This window comes from Variovorax sp. GW821-FHT10D07, from assembly GCF_059415325.1.
The window spans coordinates 43,385-58,823 of record NZ_JBWKMZ010000021.1 but is presented as its reverse complement, the minus strand read 5'-3'; the positions used below and the strand labels follow the sequence as shown (position 1 = coordinate 58,823).

General features: G+C 67.8%; 15 protein-coding genes. All 15 read left to right on the top strand.

Going from position 1 to position 15,439, the window contains the following annotated elements:
- Positions 1–123 precede the first annotated feature (123 nt).
- The gene (locus tag AC07PU_RS38125) at positions 124–4,002 is read left to right on the top strand and encodes a DUF3683 domain-containing protein (protein ID WP_495323118.1); all 3,879 of its coding nucleotides are present in this window, start codon (positions 124–126) and stop codon (positions 4,000–4,002) included.
- Positions 3,999–4,445, top strand: coding sequence for an HIT family protein (locus tag AC07PU_RS38120; protein ID WP_296787525.1), 447 nt, complete (start codon positions 3,999–4,001; stop codon positions 4,443–4,445). Before AC07PU_RS38125 ends, AC07PU_RS38120 begins: the two co-directional genes overlap by 4 nt.
- A 64-nt stretch (positions 4,446–4,509) precedes the next feature.
- Positions 4,510–4,923: a gamma-butyrobetaine hydroxylase family protein gene (locus AC07PU_RS38115; protein ID WP_093340991.1), complete on the top strand. Its 414-nt coding sequence runs from the start codon at positions 4,510–4,512 to the stop codon at positions 4,921–4,923.
- A 147-nt stretch (positions 4,924–5,070) separates the two neighbouring features.
- The gene (gene ubiE, locus AC07PU_RS38110; protein ID WP_057592061.1) at positions 5,071–5,802 is read left to right on the top strand and encodes a bifunctional demethylmenaquinone methyltransferase/2-methoxy-6-polyprenyl-1,4-benzoquinol methylase UbiE; all 732 of its coding nucleotides are present in this window, start codon (positions 5,071–5,073) and stop codon (positions 5,800–5,802) included.
- 31 nt (positions 5,803–5,833) lie between these two features.
- A complete protein-coding gene (locus AC07PU_RS38105) occupies positions 5,834–6,850 on the top strand; it encodes a Tim44 domain-containing protein (protein WP_203202632.1) in 1,017 nt (338 codons plus the stop codon).
- A gap of 51 nt (positions 6,851–6,901) precedes the next feature.
- Positions 6,902–7,468, top strand: coding sequence for a hypothetical protein (locus AC07PU_RS38100; protein ID WP_296795472.1), 567 nt, complete (start codon positions 6,902–6,904; stop codon positions 7,466–7,468).
- On the top strand, positions 7,465–9,030 hold the full coding sequence (gene ubiB / locus AC07PU_RS38095) for a ubiquinone biosynthesis regulatory protein kinase UbiB (protein WP_495323117.1): 1,566 nt from the start codon (positions 7,465–7,467) through the stop codon (positions 9,028–9,030). Before AC07PU_RS38100 ends, ubiB begins: the two co-directional genes overlap by 4 nt.
- A gap of 76 nt (positions 9,031–9,106) precedes the next feature.
- A complete protein-coding gene (locus AC07PU_RS38090) occupies positions 9,107–10,555 on the top strand; it encodes a high affinity choline transporter 1 (protein ID WP_287753028.1) in 1,449 nt (482 codons plus the stop codon).
- Between the two features lie 106 nt (positions 10,556–10,661).
- The gene (locus AC07PU_RS38085) at positions 10,662–10,988 is read left to right on the top strand and encodes an FmdB family zinc ribbon protein (RefSeq protein ID WP_296787535.1); all 327 of its coding nucleotides are present in this window, start codon (positions 10,662–10,664) and stop codon (positions 10,986–10,988) included.
- A 42-nt stretch (positions 10,989–11,030) separates the two neighbouring features.
- On the top strand, positions 11,031–11,666 hold the full coding sequence (locus AC07PU_RS38080) for a DUF502 domain-containing protein (RefSeq protein WP_093340983.1): 636 nt from the start codon (positions 11,031–11,033) through the stop codon (positions 11,664–11,666).
- A gap of 35 nt (positions 11,667–11,701) precedes the next feature.
- Positions 11,702–13,513, top strand: coding sequence for an aspartate--tRNA ligase (aspS, locus tag AC07PU_RS38075; protein ID WP_093340982.1), 1,812 nt, complete (start codon positions 11,702–11,704; stop codon positions 13,511–13,513).
- Positions 13,514–13,577: 64 nt separating this feature from the next.
- Positions 13,578–13,859 carry a type II toxin-antitoxin system prevent-host-death family antitoxin gene (locus tag AC07PU_RS38070; RefSeq protein WP_495323116.1) on the top strand — a complete coding sequence of 94 codons (282 nt, stop codon included), beginning with the start codon at positions 13,578–13,580 and terminating at the stop codon, positions 13,857–13,859.
- Positions 13,860–14,171, top strand: a complete 312-nt coding sequence (locus AC07PU_RS38065; RefSeq protein WP_495323115.1) for a CcdB family protein — start codon at positions 13,860–13,862, stop codon at positions 14,169–14,171.
- Complete coding sequence (gene nudB, locus AC07PU_RS38060; protein ID WP_495323114.1) at positions 14,161–14,637, top strand: dihydroneopterin triphosphate diphosphatase; 477 nt, start codon at positions 14,161–14,163, stop codon at positions 14,635–14,637. Before AC07PU_RS38065 ends, nudB begins: the two co-directional genes overlap by 11 nt.
- Positions 14,634–15,389: an endonuclease/exonuclease/phosphatase family protein gene (locus AC07PU_RS38055; RefSeq protein WP_093340976.1), complete on the top strand. Its 756-nt coding sequence runs from the start codon at positions 14,634–14,636 to the stop codon at positions 15,387–15,389. The genes nudB and AC07PU_RS38055 overlap by 4 nt, the downstream gene beginning before the upstream one ends.
- The last annotated feature ends 50 nt before the right edge of the window (positions 15,390–15,439 follow it).

The window sequence follows — 15,439 nt, the reverse complement described above, 5'->3', positions numbered from 1 at the left end:
GCCGGCCGGCGCGCCGGCAGTGCCAGAGGGACACGCGTCGGCGCCAGGGCACGAACCCTGGCCCTGACCTAAAATCCCCACCCCGGCTATGGACGCGTGGCGCCCGGCCGAGGCCCCACCCCGATGAATGCTCCGACCGCGTTGAACGCGCTGCTGTCGCAGGCCGCAGAGCCTGCACGACTGCGTGAGATCCCCTACAACTACACCAGCTTCTCCGATCGCGAGATCGTGATCCGCCTGCTGGGCGAGCGCGCCTGGGAATTGCTCCAGACGCTGCGCGCCGAGCGCCGCACCGGCCGATCGGCGCGCATGCTCTACGAGGTGCTCGGCGACATCTGGGTCGTGCAGCGCAACCCCTACCTGATCGACGACCTGCTCGACAACCCGCGTCGCCGCGGCCTGCTGGTCGATGCGCTGCGGCATCGCCTGGCCGAGGTGCAGAAGCGCCGCACGCCCGACAGCGACCTGCCGCGCGACCAGCTCGTGGGCGAGCTCACGGCCCGCGTCGGCGAGGCCGTGCAGGCTTTCGACACGCTGTTCCGCGACGTCGCCGCACTGCGCCGCAAGGCCACCCGCGTGCTGGGCCGGCTCACGGCCAAGGACAACATCAAGTTCGACGGCCTCTCGCGCGTGGCCCACGTCACTGACGCCACCGACTGGCGCGTGGAGTACCCCTTCGTCGTGCTGTGCCCCGACACCGAGGCCGAGATGGCGCTGCTGGTCAAGGGCTGCATCGAGCTGGGCCTGACCATCATCCCGCGCGGCGGCGGCACCGGCTACACCGGCGGCGCGATCCCGCTAACCTGGAACAGCGTGGTCATCAACACCGAGAAGCTCGAGGCGATGACCGAGGTCGAGCTGGTCTCGCTGCCCGGCCTCGAGGCCCCCGTGCCCACCATCTGGACCGAGGCCGGCGTGGTCACGCAGCGCGTGGCCGACGCGGCCGAGCGCTCGGGCTACGTGTTCGCGGTCGACCCGACCTCGGCCGAGGCCTCGTGCGTCGGCGGCAACGTCGCGATGAACGCGGGCGGCAAGAAGGCCGTGCTGTGGGGCACCGCGCTCGACAACCTGGCCTCGTGGCGCATGGTCACGCCGCAGGCCGAATGGCTCGAGGTCACGCGCATCGGCCACAACCTCGGCAAGATCCACGACGCCGAGAGCGCGCTGTTCGAGCTCCAGTACTTCGCGGCCGACGGCAAGACGCCGCTGCGCACCGAGCGCCTCGATATCCCGGGCCGCACCTTCCGCAAGGAAGGCCTCGGCAAGGACGTGACCGACAAGTTCCTCTCGGGCCTGCCGGGCATCCAGAAGGAAGGCTGCGATGGCCTGATCACGAGCTGCCGCTGGGTGGTGCACCGCATGCCGGCGCACACGCGCACCGTCTGCCTCGAGTTCTTCGGCAACGCCAAGGACGCGGTGCCCAGCATCGTCGAGATCAAGGACTTCATGTTCGCCGAGCAGAAGCGCTCGGGCGTGCTGCTGGCGGGCCTCGAGCACCTCGACGACCGCTATCTGAAGGCCGTGGGCTACGCCACCAAGTCGAAGAAGCACGGCGGCCTGCCGAAGATGGTGCTGTTCGGCGACATCGCGGGCGACGACGCCGACGCGGTGGCGCGCGTCACTTCCGAGGTGGTGCGCATCGCCAACTCGCGCAGCGGCGAGGGCTTCATCGCCATCAGCCCCGAGGCGCGCAAGAAGTTCTGGCTCGACCGCAAGCGCACCGCCGCGATCAGCCGCCACACCAACGCCTTCAAGATCAACGAGGACGTGGTGATCCCGCTGCCGCGCATGGCCGAGTACAGCGACGGCATCGAGCGCATCAACATCGAGCTCTCGCTGCGCAACAAGCTCGCGCTGGTCGACGAGCTCGAGAAGTTCTTTGTGCACGGCAACCTGCCGCTGGGCAAGACCGACGACGCCAACGAGATTCCCTCGGCCGAGCTGCTCGAGGACCGCGTGGCGCAGGCCGTGGCACTGCTGCAGGAGGTGCGCGCGCTGTGGGCCGGCTGGCTCGACGAGGTCGATGCGCTGTTCCCGCAGCTGCAGGACCATTCGCTGCGCGCGAGCTGGAAGACCCAGCTGCGCCAGCCGCTGTCGGCGATCTTCGCGGGCGCCGCCTTCGCGCCGATCCTGGCCGAGTGCACAGCGATCCACAAGCGCGTGCTCAAGGGCCGCGTGTGGGTCGCGCTGCACATGCACGCGGGCGACGGCAACGTGCACACCAACATCCCGGTCAACAGCGACAACTACGAGATGCTGCAGACCGCGCACGAGGCGGTCGCGCGCATCATGAAGCTGGCGCGCCATCTCGACGGCGTGATCTCGGGCGAGCACGGCATCGGCATCACCAAGCTCGAGTTCCTGTCGGACGAGGAGTTGCGTCCCTTCGCCGAGTACAAGCAGCGCATCGATCCCGAGGGCCGCTTCAACAAGGGCAAGCTGCTGCGCGAGCCGGGTGCCGGCGCGCAGTCGCTGCATGCCGACCTGACCAACGCCTACACGCCGAGCTTCGGCCTGATGGGGCACGAGTCGATCATCATGCAGCAGAGCGACATCGGCGCCATCGCCGACAGCGTCAAGGACTGCCTGCGCTGCGGCAAGTGCAAGCCGGTGTGCGCCACCCACGTGCCGCGCGCCAATCTGCTCTACAGCCCGCGCAACAAGATCCTCGCGACCTCGCTGCTGGTCGAGGCCTTCCTCTACGAGGAGCAGACCCGGCGCGGCGTGAGCATCAAGCACTGGGAGGAGTTCGAGGACGTGGCCGACCACTGCACGGTGTGCCACAAGTGCCTCACGCCCTGCCCGGTGAAGATCGACTTCGGCGACGTGTCGATGAACATGCGCAACCTGCTGCGCAAGATGGGGCAGAAGAGCTTCCGCCCCGGCAACGCGGCCGCGATGTTCTTCCTCAACGCGACCAATCCGCAGACCATCAAGACGGTGCGCGCGGGCATGGTGGGCATCGGCTTCAAGGCGCAGCGCATGGCCAACGACCTGCTGCGCGGCCTCGCGAAGAAGCAGACGGCGGCGCCGCCGGCCTCGCTCGGACCGGCGCCGATCAAGGAGCAGGTGATCCACTTCATCAACAAGAAGATGCCGGGCAACCTGCCGAAGAAGACGGCGCGCGCGCTGCTCGACATCGAGGACGCCGACTACGTGCCGATCATCCGCAACCCCAAGGTCACGACCTCGGAAACCGAGGCGGTGTTCTATTTCCCGGGCTGCGGATCGGAGCGGCTGTTCTCGCAGGTCGGGCTCGCGACGCAGGCCATGCTCTGGCACGCGGGCGTGCAGACGGTGCTGCCGCCGGGCTACCTGTGCTGCGGCTATCCGCAGCGCGGCAGCGGCCAGTTCGACAAGGCCGAGAAGATGATCACCGACAACCGCGTGCTGTTCCACCGGGTGGCGAACACGCTCAACTACCTCGACATCAAGACGGTGGTGGTGAGCTGCGGCACCTGCTACGACCAGCTGCAGGGCTACCAGTTCGACAAGATCTTCCCGGGCTGCCGGATCATCGACATCCACGAGTACCTGCTCGAGAAGGGCATCACCCTGGGCGATGCGGGTGGTGCCGGCTACCTCTACCACGACCCCTGCCACACGCCGATGAAGCAGCAGGACCCGATGAAGACGGTGAAGGCGCTGGTCGGCGACAACGTGCTCAAGAACGACCGCTGCTGCGGCGAGTCGGGCACGCTGGGCGTGTCGCGGCCCGACATCTCGACGCAGATCCGCTTCCGCAAGGAAGAGGAACTGAAGAAGGGCGAGGCCGCGCTGCGCGACGGCGGCAAGATCGGCGCCGGCGAGAACGTGAAGATCCTCACCAGCTGCCCGAGCTGCCTGCAGGGCCTGTCGCGCTACGGCAGCGACCTGAACAACGGCCTGCTCGAGGCCGACTACATCGTGGTCGAGATGGCCAACAAGATCCTCGGTGCCGACTGGATGCCCGAGTACGTGGCGGCCGCGAACCACGGTGGCATCGAACGGGTGCTGGTGTGAGCGGCGAGGCGGCGCGCGTGGCCGGCTGCGTGTTCTGCGAACAGGCGGGCGGACGCCTGGTGTTCGAGGGCGCGAGGCTGCGCGTGATCCACGCGGTGGAGGCGGGCTTCCCGGCCTTCTACCGCGTGGTGTGGAATGCGCACCGGCCCGAGCTGTCCGACCTGTCGCGCGAGGAGCGCGCGCACTGCATGGACGCCGTGGCCGAGGTCGAGCAATGCCTGCGCGACACGCTCGCGCCGACCAAGATCAACGTCGCCGCGCTCGGCAACATGGTGCCGCACCTGCACTGGCACGTGATCGCGCGCTTCGATTGGGACAGCCATTTCCCCGCGCCGTTCTGGGCCGCCGCGCAGCGCGCGGCACCGGCCGCGCGCGTGGCCCAGGTCGAGGCGCTGCTGAGCGCGGCCGAGGCCGCGATGGCCACGCGCCTCGCGGCGCTGTAGCCGGCGCGGCATACTGCGCCGTCTTCCCGCATCCTCTTTCCTCCACTTCGAACGGACACTCCCCATGGCAGGCTTGCAAGCCGGCGCGCCGACGCCGCAGTCGATCACCGTGCACGGCCGCTCGCGCGTGCTCGAGGTGGGCTTCTCCGACGGCGCCACCTTCCGCATCCCCTTCGAGCTGATGCGCATCTATTCGCCCTCGGCCGAGGTGCAGGGCCACGGACCGGGCCAGGAAACGCTGCAGACCGGCAAGCGCGAGGTCGAACTGGTCGCGCTCGAGCCGGTGGGCAACTACGCGGTGCAGCCCCGCTTCAGCGACGGGCACGACACCGGCATCTACTCGTGGGACCTGCTCTACCAGCTGGGTTCGCAGCAGGCCGAACTCTGGGCCGCCTACGAGCAGAAGCTGGCCGAAGCAGGCGTCGATCGCGACGCACCGATGGCCGAGAAGGGCGGCCACGCCTGCGGCAGCCATTGACCGGCGTTTGCTATTGAAAGCATAGCTTCGTCGGTAGACGTGACGGGCGTTACAAGACCTCAGCGTTTGCAGAAAAAGCAACAAATGACCGCCGGTACAGCGGGGTCGTCGTCTTGATGCGAGGACGAACGGCCTAACATCGGTCGCATGACCACCACCCATTTCGGCTTCGAGAAAGTCGACGAGAGCGAGAAGGCCGGCCGCGTGCGCGGCGTGTTCGACTCGGTCGCCACGCGCTACGACCTGATGAACGACCTCATGTCGATGGGGCTTCACCGCGCATGGAAGGCCTACACCGTCATGGTCGCGAACGTGGGCGAAGGCTCGCGCGTGCTCGACATCGCGGGCGGCACCGGCGACCTCGCGCTGGCCTTCGCGAAGAAGGTCGGCGCCAGCGGCCAGGTGGTCCACACCGACATCAACGAAGCCATGCTGCGCACCGGCCGCGACCGCCTGCTCGACGCCGGCGTGGTGCTGCCCACCACGGTCTGCGACGCCGAGAAGCTGCCGTTCCCCGACGACCACTTCGACGTCGTCACCGTCGCCTTCGGCCTGCGCAACATGACGCACAAGGACGTCGCGCTCAAGGAGATGAACCGCGTGCTCAAGCCGCGCGGCAAGCTCCTGGTGCTCGAGTTCTCGAAGGTCGCGAAGCCGCTCGAGAAGGTCTACGACTGGTATTCCTTCAACGTGCTGCCGCGCCTGGGCAAGGTGGTGGCGGGCGACGACGCGAGCTACCGCTACCTGGCCGAATCGATCCGCATGCATCCGGGCCAGGACGAGCTCAAGTCCCTCATGAAAGAGGGCGGTTTCGGGCATGTGGACTATCACAACATGACGGGTGGCGTGGTCGCCCTCCATGTTGGAATCAAGTGTTGATCAGACGAGATTTCGTTCGAGAGGAGACCTTATGAAGAGTTTGAGTACTTTGCTTCTGGCTGGCGCACTCGCGCTCGTCAGCATCCAGGCCGACGCGGCGCGCATGGGCGGCGGTAAATCCGTCGGCCGCCAATCCTCGAACGTGACGCAACGCCAGGCCACGCCGCCGGCCGCGCCCGCGCAACAGAACGCCACCAATGCGGCCGCCAAGCCCGCCACGCCGGCGCCCGCCGCCGCGGCACCGAAGCGCCCGTGGGGCGCCATGCTCGGCGGCCTGGCCGCGGGCCTGGGCCTCGCATGGCTCGCGAGCTCGCTGGGCCTGGGCGCGGGCTTCGGCAACATCCTGCTGATCGGCCTGCTGGTGCTGGCCGCGGTGTTCGTGTGGCGCATGATCAAGTCGCGCTCGCAACCCGCCGGTGCACGCCAGGGCGGCTTCGCCTTCCAGGGCGCGGGCGGTCCGGGCAACCCGGCAGCGCCGGCGCAGTACAGCCCGAGCAACGTCGGCAACGACGCCTCGGCCCGTCCGTGGGAGCGCAACGCCACCAACTTCGATGCCACGCCCGCCGCGACCTCGCACGGCAGCAGCCTCTCGTCCGCGGGTGCCGCGGCCGGTGGCGGCAGCATGATCGGTTCGGCCCTGGCCGGTTCGCAGAGCTGGGGCATCCCGGCCGGCTTCGATGTCGACGGTTTCCTGACCGCCGCCAAGCGCAACTTCGTGACCCTGCAGGATGCCTGGGACCGTGCCGACATCACCATGCTGCGTTCGATGATGACCGACGAGATGATCGAGGAAATCCGCAGCCAGCTCGCCGACCGCGCCAGCCACACCGGTGGCGTGTCGAACAAGACCGAGGTGGTCATGCTCGACGCCAAGCTGCTCGGCATCGAGGAACTGGCCGATGCCTACATGGCCAGCGTGGAGTTCTCCGGCATGATCCGCGAAGACGCCTCGGCGGGCCCGGGCCCGTTCCGCGAAGTCTGGAACATGACGCGTCCGACCACCGGCGGCAACGGCTGGCTCGTGGCCGGCGTGCAAGCCCTGCAATAAGCAGCGGCTTCGAGGGCGGCCCGGCCGCCTGCAGAAAGGATAATGGGGACCATGGCCACACCATCGTCCCCTTTTTCTTTGCTCGGCGATCTGTTCAATCGCGTCGGCGAGCGCCTGCAGCCGCCGCCCTGGGCCGTGCACGAGATCCAGCACCGCGCCGTGCTGTTCCTCAACCACGTGCTGCAGCAGGAGCCCGAGGCCCAGCAGCGGCTGGTGCGCCAGCAGGGCCGCGTGGTGCGCTTCCAGTGGCGCTTCGTCACGATGGAGCTGGTGGCCACGCCCGCCGGCCTGCTCGACCTGGCGCCGCCGGGCTCGCTGCCCGAGCTCACGCTGTCGGTCACCGATGACAACCCCTTCGAGATCGCGCGCGCCACGCTGCGCGGCGACAAGCCCTCGGTGCAGATCGTGGGCGACGTGCAGCTCGCGGCCGAGGTCAACTGGCTGGTCGACCACGTGCGCTGGGACGTCGAGGACGATCTCGCGCGCGTGATCGGCGACGTGCCCGCGCATGCCATCGGCAATGCGGTGCGGCGCGTGGTGGGCGCGTTGCGCCAGTTCGTGGGCAACCGCGCGGCGGCCGGCAGATCCGGTATCGGTTCGGCGGGCGCCGCCGAATGAGCCGCTTCTATCGCAGCCTCTTCATCGTCTGGGTCGCGCTGCGCTACGGCCTCGACGAGCTCGTGCTCACGAGCTTCCAGAAGCCCTGGCTGCGGGTGGTCGCACGCATCGTCTCCTTCGGCCGCCGGCTCGACGCACCGCGCGGCCAGCGCTTGCGCGAGGCGCTCGAGCGGCTGGGCCCGATCTTCGTCAAGTTCGGCCAGGTGCTCTCCACGCGGCGCGACCTGTTGCCGCCCGACATCGCCGACGAGCTGACCTTCCTGCAGGACCGCGTGCCGCCGTTCCCCTCGGCGGTGGCCGTGGCGACCATCGAGCGCGCATTCCGCCGACCCGTCGGCGACGTGTTCGTGCAGTTCGACGAAACGCCGATCGCGAGCGCCTCGATCGCGCAGGTGCATTTCGCGACCATCCGCACCGGCGACGGCCAGCTGCGCGAGGTGGCGGTCAAGGTGCTGCGCCCCAACATGCGCGGCGTGATCGAGAAGGACCTGGGCCTCATGGCCATGATGGCCGGCTGGGTCGAGAAGCTGTCGCCCGACGGCAAGCGGCTGAAGCCGCGCGAGGTGGTGGCCGAGTTCGACAAGTACCTGCACGACGAGCTCGATCTGGTGCGCGAGGCCGCCAATGCCGCGCAGCTGCGCCGCAACATGGCCTCGCTCGACCTGGTGCTGATCCCCGAGATGTTCTGGGACTTCTGCCATCCCGAGGTGATCGTGATGGAGCGCATGAACGGCGTGCCGATCGCGCAGCTCGAGCGGCTGCGCGCCGCGGGCGTCGACATCCCGAAGCTCGCGCGCGACGGCGTCACCATCTTCTTCACCCAGGTGTTCCGCGATGGCTTCTTCCATGCCGACATGCACCCGGGCAACATCCAGGTCAGCCTCGAGCCCCAGACCTTCGGGCGCTACATCTCGCTGGACTTCGGGATCATCGGCACGCTCACCGAGTCCGACAAGGAGTACCTGGCGCAGAACTTCGTGGCCTTCTTCCGGCGCGACTACAAGCGCGTGGCCGAGCTGCACCTCGAGAGCGGCTGGGTGCCCGAGGGCACGCGCATCGACGAGCTCGAGGCCGCGATCCGCACCGTCTGCGAACCCTACTTCGACCGGCCGCTCAAGGAGATCTCGCTCGGCATGGTGCTGATGCGGCTGTTCCAGACCTCGCGCCGCTTCCATGTCGAGATCCAGCCGCAGCTGGTGCTGCTGCAGAAGACCCTGCTCAACATCGAGGGGCTGGGCCGCCAGCTCGATCCCGAGCTCGACCTCTGGCACACGGCCAAGCCCTTCCTCGAGAAGTGGATGGTCGACCAGATCGGGCCCAAGAAGCTGTTCCAGCAGCTCAAGGACGAGGCGCCGCGATACGCCAAGCTGTTGCCGGAATTGCCGCGCCTGCTGCACGATTTCCTGGAGAATCGGCCGCCCGACCACCGGCGCGAGCTGCTGGAGCTGCTGGCCGCGCAGAAGCGCACCAACCGGTTGCTCCAGTCCATCCTCTACGGTGGCATAGGTTTTGTATTGGGTCTGCTGGCCATGCAGCTGCTGGTGCGCGTTCGGATTTTCTGAACCGCGGCACTGTCCGCCACGGCCTGGAAAAAGATGGGCGTGCTGCCTTGGAATCGAGGAAAGAGGAGAACCTGACGTGCTGCTGACCCTGGTCATCGTCTATCTGTTGCTCACTATCGCCATCGGCCTGTATGCGGCCCGGCGCGTGAAGAACACCACCGACTTCGCGATCGCCGGGCGGCACCTGCCGCTCTTCATGATCGTCACGACCACCTTCGCGACCTGGTTCGGTTCCGAGACGGTGCTGGGCATTCCGGCCAAGTTCATCGAGGGCGGCCTCAACGGCGTGGTCGAAGACCCGTTCGGCGCCGGCACCTGCCTGATCCTCGTGGGCCTGTTCTTCGCGGGCAAGCTCTACCGCATGACCTTGCTGACCATCAGCGACTACTACCGCGAGCGCTACGGCCGCGGCGTGGAAGTGGCCTGCACGCTGATCATCATGCTGAGCTACCTGGGCTGGGTCTCGGCGCAGGTCACGGCGCTGGGCCTGGTGTTCAACGTGCTCTCGGGCGGCGCCATCGGGCTGTCGACCGGCATGGTGATCGGCGTGGTCTCGATCCTGGCCTACACGCTGTTCGGCGGCATGTGGTCGGTGGCGGTCACCGACTTCATCCAGATGATCATCCTGGTGGCCGGCCTGGCCATCATCGCGATGTTCGCGGGCAACATGGCCGGCGGCGCCGACAAGGTGGTCGCTTTCGCGGTCAGCAAGGACCTGTTCAAGTTCTGGCCCGAGCCCAACTGGCACGACATGGTCTTCTTCTTCGCGGCCGCCATCACCATGATGCTCGGCTCGATCCCGCAGCAGGACGTGTTCCAGCGCGTGATGTCGGCCAACAGCGTCAAGGCCGCCACGCGCGGCCCGGTGATCGGCGGCCTGGCGTACATCCTGTTCGCCTTCGTGCCGATGTTCCTCGTGGCCAGCGCGCTCCTGATCATGCCGGAGCAGACCGCCACGCTGCTCAAGGAAGATCCGCAGAAGGTGCTGCCCACGCTGGTGCTCGAGAAGATGCCGTTCGTGATGCAGGTGCTGTTCTTCGGCGCGCTGCTGTCGGCCATCAAGTCGACCGCCTCGGCCACCTTGCTGGCGCCCAGCGTCACCTTCACCGAGAACATCTGGCGCCAGTTCCGCCCCGCGGGCACCGACCGCGAGAACCTCCGGACCATGCGCATCACGGTGCTGCTGTTCAGCGCCGCGGTGCTGGCCTATGCGATCCGCATGCAGGGCACGCCGATCTACGAACTGGTCTCGGGCGCCTACCAGGTGCCGCTGGTCGGGGCCTTCATCCCGCTGGTGTTCGGTCTCTACTGGAAGCGCGCCACCACCCAGGGCGCGATCGCCGCGATCCTGTTCGGCATCGGCACCTGGCTGCTGTTCATGGCGATGCCCTGGGGCGCGGTGTTCCCGGCCCAGCTCGCGGGCGTGCTGGCCTCGTTCGCGGGCATGGTGCTCGGTTCGCTGGCGCCGCAATGGGTGGTGAACACTCACACGCCGCACCGCCCGCTGGCGACCGAAACGGCCTGAATCTCGCGCCAGGCGCAATCCCCGGGGCGCCGGCCGGCCGGGGGGCGCCCCTATAATCGAGGGCTTTGCGAGCGGCCGCCCGGTCGCTTTCCCCACTCGATTTCCCATGCCCATCTACGCCTACAAGTGCAGCGCCTGCGGCTTCGCCAAGGATGCCCTGCAGAAGATGTCCGATCCGCCGCTCACGGTGTGTCCGGCATGCGGCGCGAGCGCATTCGAAAAGCAGGTCACGGCGGCCGGATTCCAGCTCAAGGGCTCGGGCTGGTACGTCACCGACTTCCGTGATGGCGGCGGCAAGAAGTCCGAAGCCGCCACCGCGCCGGCCGCCTCGGGCGACGGCGCCGCCAAGTCCGCCGATGCACCCGCCGCCGCGCCCAGCCCGGCTCCCGCGCCGGCCCCTGCGCCCGCGCCGGCCGCCAAGAGCGCCGACTGAGGCGCCGAACCGCCCGTCGCTCTCCAGAGAAGAAACCTCCCCATGCTCGCCCTGCGCAAATGGTTGCTGTCCGGCCTGCTGGTGATCGTGCCGCTGGTCATCACGCTCGGCGTGCTGAACTGGATCATCGGCACGCTCGACCAGACGCTGTGGCTGCTGCCCGAGCAGTGGCAGGTCTGGCTCAGCGACCACCGGGTGCGCGGCCTGGGCGTGCTGCTCACGCTGGCGATCCTGCTGGTGGTGGGCGCCGCCGCGAGCAATTTCGTCGGCAAGCGCCTGCTCGGCTGGGGCGACGCCGTGGTGCGCCGCATCCCGGTGGTGCGTTCGATCTACTCGAGCGTCAAGCAGGTCTCCGACACGCTGTTCTCCGAGAACGGTAACGCTTTCCGCACCGCGGTGCTGGTGCAGTGGCCGCGCGAGGGCGTGTGGACCATCGCCTTCGTCACCGGCGCGCCCGGCAACGAGGTCGCGGAACACCTGGGCAACGAGGAGTTCCTCAGCGTCTACGTGCCCACCACGCCCAATCCCACGGGCGGCTACTTCGTGATGCTCAAGCGCAGCGACTGCATCGAGCTCCTGATGAGCGTGGACGAGGCGCTCAAGTACATCGTCTCGATGGGGGTCGTCGTTCCCGGCAGTCCCGCCAGCATCGCGACGACCAAACCGTCCAACCCATAAAAACGAACGCGCCGCAACGGCGCCGGAATCTAGCCATGGCCATGCGTACTCACTATTGCGGTCTCGTGACCGAAGCCCTGTTGGGCCAGACCGTCACCCTTTGCGGCTGGGTCAACCGTCGCCGTGACCACGGCGGCGTGATCTTCATCGACGTGCGCGACCGCGAAGGCTACGTGCAGGTGGTGTGCGACCCCGATCGCGCCTCGACCTTCGCCGTCGCCGAGAACCTGCGCAACGAGTTCTGCGTGCAGATCACGGGCCTCGTGCGCGCACGCCCCGAAGGCACCACCAACGACCAGCTCAAGAGCGGCAAGATCGAAGTGCTGGCGCACGAGCTCAAGGTGCTCAACCCCTCGGTCACGCCGCCGTTCCTGCTCGACGACGACAACCTGTCGGAAACCACGCGCCTCACGCACCGCGTGCTGGACCTGCGCCGCCCCGCGATGCAGCGCAACCTGATGCTGCGCTACAAGGTGACGATGGAAACGCGCAAGTTCCTCGACGCCAACGGCTTCATCGACATCGAGACCCCGATGCTCGGCAAGTCCACGCCCGAAGGCGCGCGCGACTACTTGGTGCCCAGCCGCGTGCACGACGGCAGCTTCTTCGCGCTGCCGCAGTCGCCGCAGCTGTTCAAGCAGCTGCTGATGGTGGCCGGCTACGACCGCTACTACCAGATCGTGAAGTGCTTCCGCGACGAGGACCTGCGCGCCGACCGTCAGCCCGAATTCACGCAGATCGACATCGAGACCTCGTTCCTCGCCGAGGAAGAGATCCGCGAGATGTTCGAAGGCATGATCCGCAACGTGTTCCGCAACGCCGCGGGCATCGAGCTGCCGGTGTTCCCGACCATGACCTACGGCGAGGCGATGTTCAAGTACGGCTCGGACAAGCCCGACCTGCGCGTGAAGCTCGAGTTCACCGAACTCACCGAGCTCATGAAGCGCGTGGAATTCAAGGTGTTCTCGAACGCCGCCACGATGAAGGGCGGTCGCGTGGTCGCGCTGCGCGTGCCGGGCGGCGGTGCCGAGGGCGGCCTGTCGCGCGGCGAGATCGATGCCTACCAGGAGTTCGTGAAGATCTACGGCGCCAAGGGCCTGGCCTACATCAAGATCAACGATGCGGCCGCGGGCCGCGAGGGCCTGCAGAGCCCGATTGTGAAGAACCTCGACGACAACGCGCTGGCCGAGATCATCGCCCGCACCGGCGCGCGCAACGGCGACATCCTGTTCTTCGGTGCCGACAAGGAGAAGGTGGTCAACGACGCCATCGGCGCGCTGCGCGTGAAGATCGGCCACAGCGCCTTCGGCAAGAAGAGCGGCCTGTTCGACGACCGCTGGGCACCGCTGTGGGTGGTCGACTTCCCGATGTTCGAGTTCGACGAGGAAGGCCAGCGCTGGAGCGCCGTGCACCACCCGTTCACCGCGCCGAAGGACGGCCATGAGGACCTCATGGACACCGCGCCCGAAAAGTGCATCGCCAAGGCCTATGACATGGTGCTCAACGGCATCGAGATGGGTGGCGGCTCGGTGCGTATCCACCGCGAGGAAGTGCAGAGCAAGGTGTTCCGCGCGCTGAAGATCAGCGCCGAGGACGCGCAGCTCAAGTTCGGCTTCCTGCTCGACGCGCTGCAGTACGGCGCGCCGCCGCACGGCGGCATCGCCATCGGCCTGGACCGTCTCGTCATGCTGATGACCGGCGCCGAGTCGATCCGCGACGTGATCGCCTTCCCGAAGACCCAGCGCGCGCAGGACCTGCTGACGCAGGCGCCGAGCCCGGTCGACGAGAAGCAGCTGCGCGAACTGCACATCCGGCTGCGCAACGTGCAGCCGCAGCAGGCGGCCTGATCGGCGGCGCTTGCTCCGGGAAGGGCGGTGGCTAAAATGGCTAATCACTCCCCGGGAGCCAGCCATGCAGATCACCGCCACCGAAGCCAAGAACCGATTCGGCTACTACCTCGGCCAGGCCGAGCGTGAGCCGGTGCATGTGATGAAGAACGACCGCGTGGCGGTCGTTCTCGTTTCTGCGGCGCGCTTTGCGGAACTCGAAGCGCTGGAGCAGAAGAAATCGATGGCTCAGCGCAAGCGCGAGTTCAATGCGCAATACAAGGACTGGATCGCCGAGCAGAACGAACTGGTGGAGAAGCAGGGGTTGTGGTGCGAGGGGATGGTGGCCTGGCAGGAGGCGTCTTGAATGGCGCAGTTCGACATCTACGAGAACCCTCGGTCTGAAGCGCGCCGAACGGTTCCCTACGTCGTCGACGTGCAAAGCGGGCTGCTCGATCACTTGTCGACCCGCCTTGTCATTCCCGTGTTTCGCGTCGGCGCGCGCCAGGCACCGGTCAACTTGTGCCCGCCGGTGGAAATGGGCGGGGAGACCTTGTCCCTGATGCCGCACCTGGCGGCCCCTCTGTCGGCCAAGCTTCTCAAGAAACCGGTCGCCTCGCTCGCTTCCCGCGCCGGTGAGGTCGCAGCCGCCATGGATGCCGTGCTCAGTGGCTTCTGATACGCGCCCCTTCAAGATCCCCCAGTCCGTACTGGTCGTGATTCACACGCCCGCCCTCGACGTGCTGCTGATCCGCCGCGCCGACGCCGAGACCGAGTTCTGGCAGTCGGTCACGGGCAGCAAGGACGCGGAGGACGAGCCGCTGGCGCTCACGGCCGCGCGCGAGGTCGCGGAGGAGACCGGCATTCTGTGCGGGCAGGGCAGTGCGCTCGCGGCGCAGCTGGTCGACTGGGGCCTGTGCAACGTCTACGAGATCTATCCGCGCTGGCGTGCGCGCTATGCGCCGGGCGTCACGCAGAACACCGAGCACCTGTTCGGCCTGTGCGTGCCCGAGCGCGTCGCGCCGGTGCTGGCGCCGCGCGAGCACACCGACTGGCGCTGGCTGCCGTACCGCGAGGCCGCCGACGCCTGCTTTTCCCCATCGAACGCCGAAGCCATTCTGTTGCTGCCAGAATTTGCGCGATGAACTCGCAGACGCCCAACTTCCGGGTCGCCACCTACAACATCCACAAGGGGGTGCAGGGCATCGGGCCCGCGCGGCGGCTCGAAATCCACAACCTCGGCCATGCCATCGAGCAGCTCGACGCCGACATCGTCTGCCTGCAGGAAGTGCGCAAGATGAACCGTCAGGCGGCGGTGCGCTTTCCGCGCTGGCCCGAGCTGCCGCAGGCCGATTTCCTCGCGCCCGAGGGCTACACGGCGGTCTACGAGACCAATGCCATCACGCGCCACGGCGAGCACGGCAACGCGCTGCTCACGCGCTGGCCGGTGCTGCGCACTAACCACCAGGACATCTCCGACCACCGCTTCGAGCAGCGCGGCCTGCTGCACGTGGTGATGGAGGTCGAAGGGCGGCCGGTGCACGCCATCGTGGTGCACCTGGGGCTCATCAAGGGCAGCCGCGTGCGGCAGGTGGCGCGGCTGCGCGAATTCATCGAGCGCGAGGTGCCGAACGGCGAGCCGGTGGTGGTGGCCGGCGACTTCAACGACTGGGGCGCGCGCATGCGCTACGCGATGAACGCCATGGGCCTGCGCGACACCAGCGACCTGCGCGGCCCGCGCACGCTGACCTATCCCTCGCGGCTGCCGGTGGCGCAGCTCGATTTCATCTACGGCCGCGAGATCGAACCGCTGACCAGCAGCGTGCCGCGCGGCCCGATCTGGGCCCGCATGTCGGACCACCTGCCGCTGGTCACCGACTTCTTGCTGCCGAATTGATAGCAAGGCCCGCAGAAGGAGCGGGCATTCGCGGCCCGAACGGCGGCATG

Excerpts from the sequence above, each read along its gene's own strand:
- AC07PU_RS38125 (WP_495323118.1), top strand. The coding sequence starts at position 124 with ATGAATGCTCCGACCGCGTTGAACGCGCTGCTGTCGCAGGCCGCAGAG.
- AC07PU_RS38065 (WP_495323115.1), top strand. The coding sequence starts at position 13,860 with ATGGCGCAGTTCGACATCTACGAGAACCCTCGGTCTGAAGCGCGCCGA.
- aspS (WP_093340982.1), top strand. The coding sequence starts at position 11,702 with ATGGCCATGCGTACTCACTATTGCGGTCTCGTGACCGAAGCCCTGTTG.
- AC07PU_RS38055 (WP_093340976.1), top strand. The coding sequence starts at position 14,634 with ATGAACTCGCAGACGCCCAACTTCCGGGTCGCCACCTACAACATCCAC.
- AC07PU_RS38100 (WP_296795472.1), top strand. The coding sequence starts at position 6,902 with ATGGCCACACCATCGTCCCCTTTTTCTTTGCTCGGCGATCTGTTCAAT.
- AC07PU_RS38115 (WP_093340991.1), top strand. The coding sequence starts at position 4,510 with ATGGCAGGCTTGCAAGCCGGCGCGCCGACGCCGCAGTCGATCACCGTG.
- AC07PU_RS38105 (WP_203202632.1), top strand. The coding sequence starts at position 5,834 with ATGAAGAGTTTGAGTACTTTGCTTCTGGCTGGCGCACTCGCGCTCGTC.
- AC07PU_RS38085 (WP_296787535.1), top strand. The coding sequence starts at position 10,662 with ATGCCCATCTACGCCTACAAGTGCAGCGCCTGCGGCTTCGCCAAGGAT.
- ubiB (WP_495323117.1), top strand. The coding sequence starts at position 7,465 with ATGAGCCGCTTCTATCGCAGCCTCTTCATCGTCTGGGTCGCGCTGCGC.
- AC07PU_RS38080 (WP_093340983.1), top strand. The coding sequence starts at position 11,031 with ATGCTCGCCCTGCGCAAATGGTTGCTGTCCGGCCTGCTGGTGATCGTG.
- AC07PU_RS38070 (WP_495323116.1), top strand. The coding sequence starts at position 13,578 with ATGCAGATCACCGCCACCGAAGCCAAGAACCGATTCGGCTACTACCTC.
- ubiE (WP_057592061.1), top strand. The coding sequence starts at position 5,071 with ATGACCACCACCCATTTCGGCTTCGAGAAAGTCGACGAGAGCGAGAAG.